This window comes from Parafrankia colletiae, assembly GCF_001854655.1.
GTDB classification, from domain to species: domain Bacteria; phylum Actinomycetota; class Actinomycetes; order Frankiales; family Frankiaceae; genus Parafrankia; species Parafrankia colletiae.
This window is the reverse complement of sequence record NZ_MBLM01000062.1, coordinates 1-4,406: the sequence shown is the minus strand read 5'-3', so window position 1 is coordinate 4,406 and position 4,406 is coordinate 1. Positions and strand designations below refer to the sequence as shown.

The following is a 4,406-nucleotide window of genomic DNA, read 5'->3' as shown; positions in this document are numbered from 1 at the left end:
AAAGACAGGCCCGCGCAGTGCTCGCCGATATCCGGAGGCGTCTGGGCGAGTGCGGCTTGGAACTCAACGAGGCCAAGACCCGGATCGTCTACTGCGCGGACGACGGCCGGAAACAGCCCTGGGACGGGCCGACCGGATACGACTTCCTCGGATACACGTTCCGAGGGCGTACAGTCCAGCGGCGTCGCGACGGCCGGCTGTTTGTCAGCTTCACGCCCGCGATCAGTGACCAGAACGCCAAGAAGGCACGTCGAGCGATACGCCGGTGGAGAATCCACGGGCAAACGACCCGGACCCTCGAGGACCTGGCAGCGATGATCAATCCGGTGACCAGGGGCTGGATCAACTACTTCGGGGCGTTCAGGCGCTCCGCGTTGTACCCGGTCTTCCACTCCATCGACAAGTACCTGGTGCGATGGTTGCAGCGTAAGTACAAGCGGCTCACCGGACGTCCTGGGCGGGCATGGAGGACGCTCGCGGCGATCAAACGCCGCAGGCCAGCCCTGTTCGCGCACTGGACGATCGGAGYGGCCATCGGATAGCACGAGCCGGATGACGCGAGAGTGTCACGTCCGGATCTGTGGGGGCCGGCGGGTGAAACTCCCGCCGGCTAMCCGGCAAGCCACCGAGGGCGGGTCGTCGCTTGATCTGTTTCTTCGTCGGGTCGGCAATGGGATGGTCGGGTCGGGGCGGTTGAAGGTCGCGACCGCGGTGGGGTCGTCGTCCGTTGTAGTGGGTCGCGTACTCGGCCAGGACGGTGTGCAGGTGCCACGCACCGACGATCGGTATCCGGTCGGTGACCTCGGTCCGGACGGTGCGGACGAACCGTTCGGCGTAGGCGTTCGCCCGCGGGGTTCGGGGTGGGATCGTGACGGTGGTGATGCCGGCGCCGGCGAGGACCGCGTTGAAGGAAGCGGTGAACTGTCCGGCGCGGTCAYGGACCAGGAACTGGAATTCGGCCGCCCGGTCACCGAGGTCCATCAGGAGGTTCCGGGCTTGTTGGGTGGTCCACGGTCCGTCCGGGTGGGAGGTGGCCCCGAGGATGTGGACGGTGCGGGTGCCGACTTCCAGGACGAAGAAGCAGTACAGACGCCGCAGCGTCACGGCACAGTCCACGTGGAAGAAGTCGACGGCCAGCATGGTCGATGCTTGGGTGCGCAGGAACTGCCGCCACGTCGTGTCGGTCTGCCGCTTGGAGGCCGGTGGGAGATCCAGGGACTTCAGGACGCGGCGGAGCGTGGAGGCGCTGACCCGGTGGCCGAGCTTGAGGAGCTCGCCTTGGATTCGCTGGTAGCCCCATGTCGTGTTCTCGGTCGCGAGCCGCTCGATCAGTGCGGCGATCTCCGGGCTGATCGGTGGTCATCCGGTCCGCTGCAGAGGGGTCCATTTCCGTGTGATCAGGCGGCGGTGCCACCGGCGGGCGGTGCCGGGGGTGATTACCGGTGGGCTCGCAGCGCTCTGGGTAGGAGTCGGATGCGTGCGGCGAGGACCGCCCGGTCTGCCCAGTCCCACTGGGGCTTGGGGTGGGTACGGCGTAGCACCGCGACCTCGTGCCGTAACACGAGCAGCTCGATGTTCTTGGATGTTGACGAATGGCCGAGGAGGACCAGCCAACCGCACACCCGAGCGAAGATCAGATAGAGCAGGCGGATGGACATAGCTGACCATCATGCCGGCAGCCCGCTACGCCGCATCAGCCCAGGTCACAGGCCCAAGCCGACTTCTGGCACCCCACAGGACCACCCGGCGGATCCGCAACCTCCTCGTGGATCTCGGCGACCGGACGGCCGACTTCCAGTTCCTGATCCGCGACCGCGCCGGACAGTTCACCGCGTCCTTCACCGTGGTCCTCGCCGATGCCGGTATCGACGCGGTCGAGATCCCATCCCGGACTCCGCGGGCGAACGCCCTCCGCGGAACGGTTCGTCCGCGCGGTCCGAACGGAAGTCACCGACCGGATGCTGATCGTCGGGAGCGGCACCTGCTCACCGTTCTGGCCGAGTACGCGGCCCACTACAACGGACGATGCCCACCCCGTGCCCTCCAGGCTCCAACTACCCGGCCCGACCACCCCATCGCCGACGTCACGACGACACGGATCAAGCACCGACCCGTCCTCGACGGCTTGATCAACGAGTACGAACGGCCCGCCTAAAACCCCAGGTCAATGCCGATGGCCTAGTTCTGGTACCCCGCAGGGTGTGTTGACGTTCGGTAATACGCCGCACGCATTCTGGGTTGATTTCACCCAAAAGCGACACGATTTAACGGGGTCGATATATTCCGGTGATTTCCGCGTGCCACTGCCTCTGGCGTGTGACTATATGTATGCGACGGTGCGATTCATCACTACCTCTGGGGGAGAGGTGTTGTGGCGCTCATGCCTGTGACTCGGATGGTGGGATGGCCTCACCCGGGACAGGAAATACGTGGACCGAGGAAGGGGTCGTCCCTGCCTGCCGCGGTGTCTGCGCACCCGTTTGCTGGTCCGATCAGGTAGGAAAAATCGGCCAGGAGGGGCCGGCGGTCGAGTAAATTTTGGCCGGAACGGACRCGTGTTCTCTCCGCGTCGACCTCTGCGGACGTACTTCCTGCTGGTCGGCGGTCAGGTCTTTTCCGGAAAAGATACAGCCTACTCCGGTCAGGAGAGGTTCCCGTACGAACGAGAACGGAGCACCGTCATGGCGGACGTTGACCTTGGATTGGCCTCGGACTGGGAAGAGGGCGACACCCACGGCCGAGTCAAGCTGCGGCAGAACCAGAAGTACCCGACCTCGCCCAAGAAGGATGTGCTCATCAGCTCGCCGGTGAGCATCGAACTCTCGGTCAACACCAACTACTCCACCTCCCAGGAAGCCGACAAGATTTTCTTCACGACCCACCACGGCAACCAGAAGAAAATCATCGCGGTACTGGACTCCAACGGAGACCTCTACATCGCTGGCCGCGTGATCGAAGGGCAGTCGAACCTGTCCTACGAGTAGGTCGGTAGTTCGGGGTGGGCGCGGCCGCCGCCGCCGCCGCGCCCACCCCGGCGCGAAGTATTCCGTACCGTATCGCGTGACCGTCCGAATGGGTCTGCCGCAGCTACCGAGATCGGCTAAATATGACGAGAAAGGCTTCCTCCTTGGGAGCACCGCATCCAGCTTGAAACAGTCCCGGCCCGTGCGCTGGCGCAGGACACCTGGGCCCGCTGGCGACGGTTCATCGGAGACGGCTGGACGTCCCCGAACGGCGCGGCCGACCTGACGCGCACCCGGGCCGAACTCAGCCAGGCCCTGTTGATCAGAGACTCCGTCGACGGCCCGCGAACCCCGCGACGGCGGTACGGCGACGACGTTCCCRACCACCAGACGCTCCCCACCAACGTCGCGACCGCGCTGGCCGCCACCGGCGACCTGCGAACTGCCTGCGAGCTGACCGAACATGTCCTGGCCCGCCGGCGGTGGCTCTACGGCGATGACCACGCCCACTCACTTGCCGCGGCGGCCCGCCTTGCTCACTACCTGATCAAGCACGATGACCTCCACGCCGCCTGGACCCTGGCCCAGGACACGCATACCCGGCGACGCGTGGCGCTCGGCGACGATCATCCCGACACCGCCGCCTCGGCGCAGTGCCTCGACCTCGCCACCGCAGCACTCGCCGACCGCCAGCCACCCAGCGGACGTGACACGCCCACGCCGTGAGGTGCCGTCTGGGGCGAGCAGGTGCGGCAGGAGCAGCACGTCCCGCAGGTGCGGGTTATCGGCCCACGCGGCCGGTGGGGCGGTGGTGGCTCGGTCCTGGCGGCGCCAGGTGCCGTCGCGCGGCACTGTTGCATCGGTGATGTCCACCTTCGCGTGGCCRCCGATCAGCCATGATCAGAGGATGCGTCGACGTCGTGTCCGTCCACCGGTTCCGACGTCGGAGTTCGCCGGGTTCCGGTTCCCGCCGGAGGTGATCGTGCTGGCAGTGCGGTGGTATCTGCGGTTCGCTCTGTCGTACCGGGACGTCGAGGAGCTCCTCGCTGAACGCGGCCTCGAGGTCGATCACGTCACGATCTACCGGTGGGTGCAGCGCTTTACACCCCTGCTGGTCGAGGCCGCGCGGCCGTGYCGGCACCGACCCGGCGACAGGTGGTTCATCGACGAGACCTACGTGAAGGTCGCCGGCCTGTGGACCTACCTGTACCGGGCCGTCGACCAGCACGGTCAGGTCCTCGACGTCCTCGACGTCCTCGCCAGCACGCGCCGCGACCATGCCGCCGCCCGCCGGTTCTTCGTCCGGGCGCTGTCTCATGGCCGGCGGCCGGTGGAGGTCACCACCGACAAGGCCCCGGTCTACCCGCGGGTCCTGGACGACCTGGTGCCCGAGGCCTGTCACGTCGACGCGGCCCGGGAGAACAACCGGATCGAAGCCGATCA

Annotated in this window: 5 protein-coding genes and 1 pseudogene; 5 read left to right on the top strand and 1 reads right to left on the bottom strand. The window is 66.5% G+C overall.

What is annotated here, in order from left to right; translation table 11 throughout:
* Positions 1–542, top strand: a 542-nt coding sequence (locus CC117_RS09055) for a group II intron maturase-specific domain-containing protein (protein ID WP_321572595.1), incomplete at its 5' end; no start/stop codon positions are given.
* Here the strand turns inward: CC117_RS09055 and CC117_RS40080 are convergent.
* Positions 484–1,658 (bottom strand): annotated as a pseudogene (locus CC117_RS40080) (integrase core domain-containing protein). The gene CC117_RS09055 and the pseudogene CC117_RS40080 sit on opposite strands and share 59 nt — an antisense overlap.
* Before the next feature lie 107 nt (positions 1,659–1,765).
* Here CC117_RS40080 and CC117_RS09045 point away from each other — a divergent pair.
* From CC117_RS09045 to CC117_RS09030, 4 genes are all read left to right on the top strand, one after another.
* On the top strand, positions 1,766–2,155 hold the full coding sequence (locus tag CC117_RS09045; RefSeq protein ID WP_241829952.1) for an integrase: 390 nt from the start codon (positions 1,766–1,768) through the stop codon (positions 2,153–2,155).
* 526 nt (positions 2,156–2,681) lie between these two features.
* Positions 2,682–2,984 (top strand): DUF6342 family protein, encoded by a 303-nt coding sequence (locus tag CC117_RS09040; RefSeq protein ID WP_071083311.1) that lies wholly within the window; start codon positions 2,682–2,684, stop codon positions 2,982–2,984.
* A 297-nt stretch (positions 2,985–3,281) separates the two neighbouring features.
* On the top strand, positions 3,282–3,689 hold the full coding sequence (locus tag CC117_RS09035) for a tetratricopeptide repeat protein (RefSeq protein WP_071083310.1): 408 nt from the start codon (positions 3,282–3,284) through the stop codon (positions 3,687–3,689).
* A 181-nt stretch (positions 3,690–3,870) separates the two neighbouring features.
* A partial coding sequence (locus CC117_RS09030; RefSeq protein ID WP_071083313.1) for an IS6 family transposase occupies positions 3,871–4,406 on the top strand: 536 nt, incomplete at its 3' end.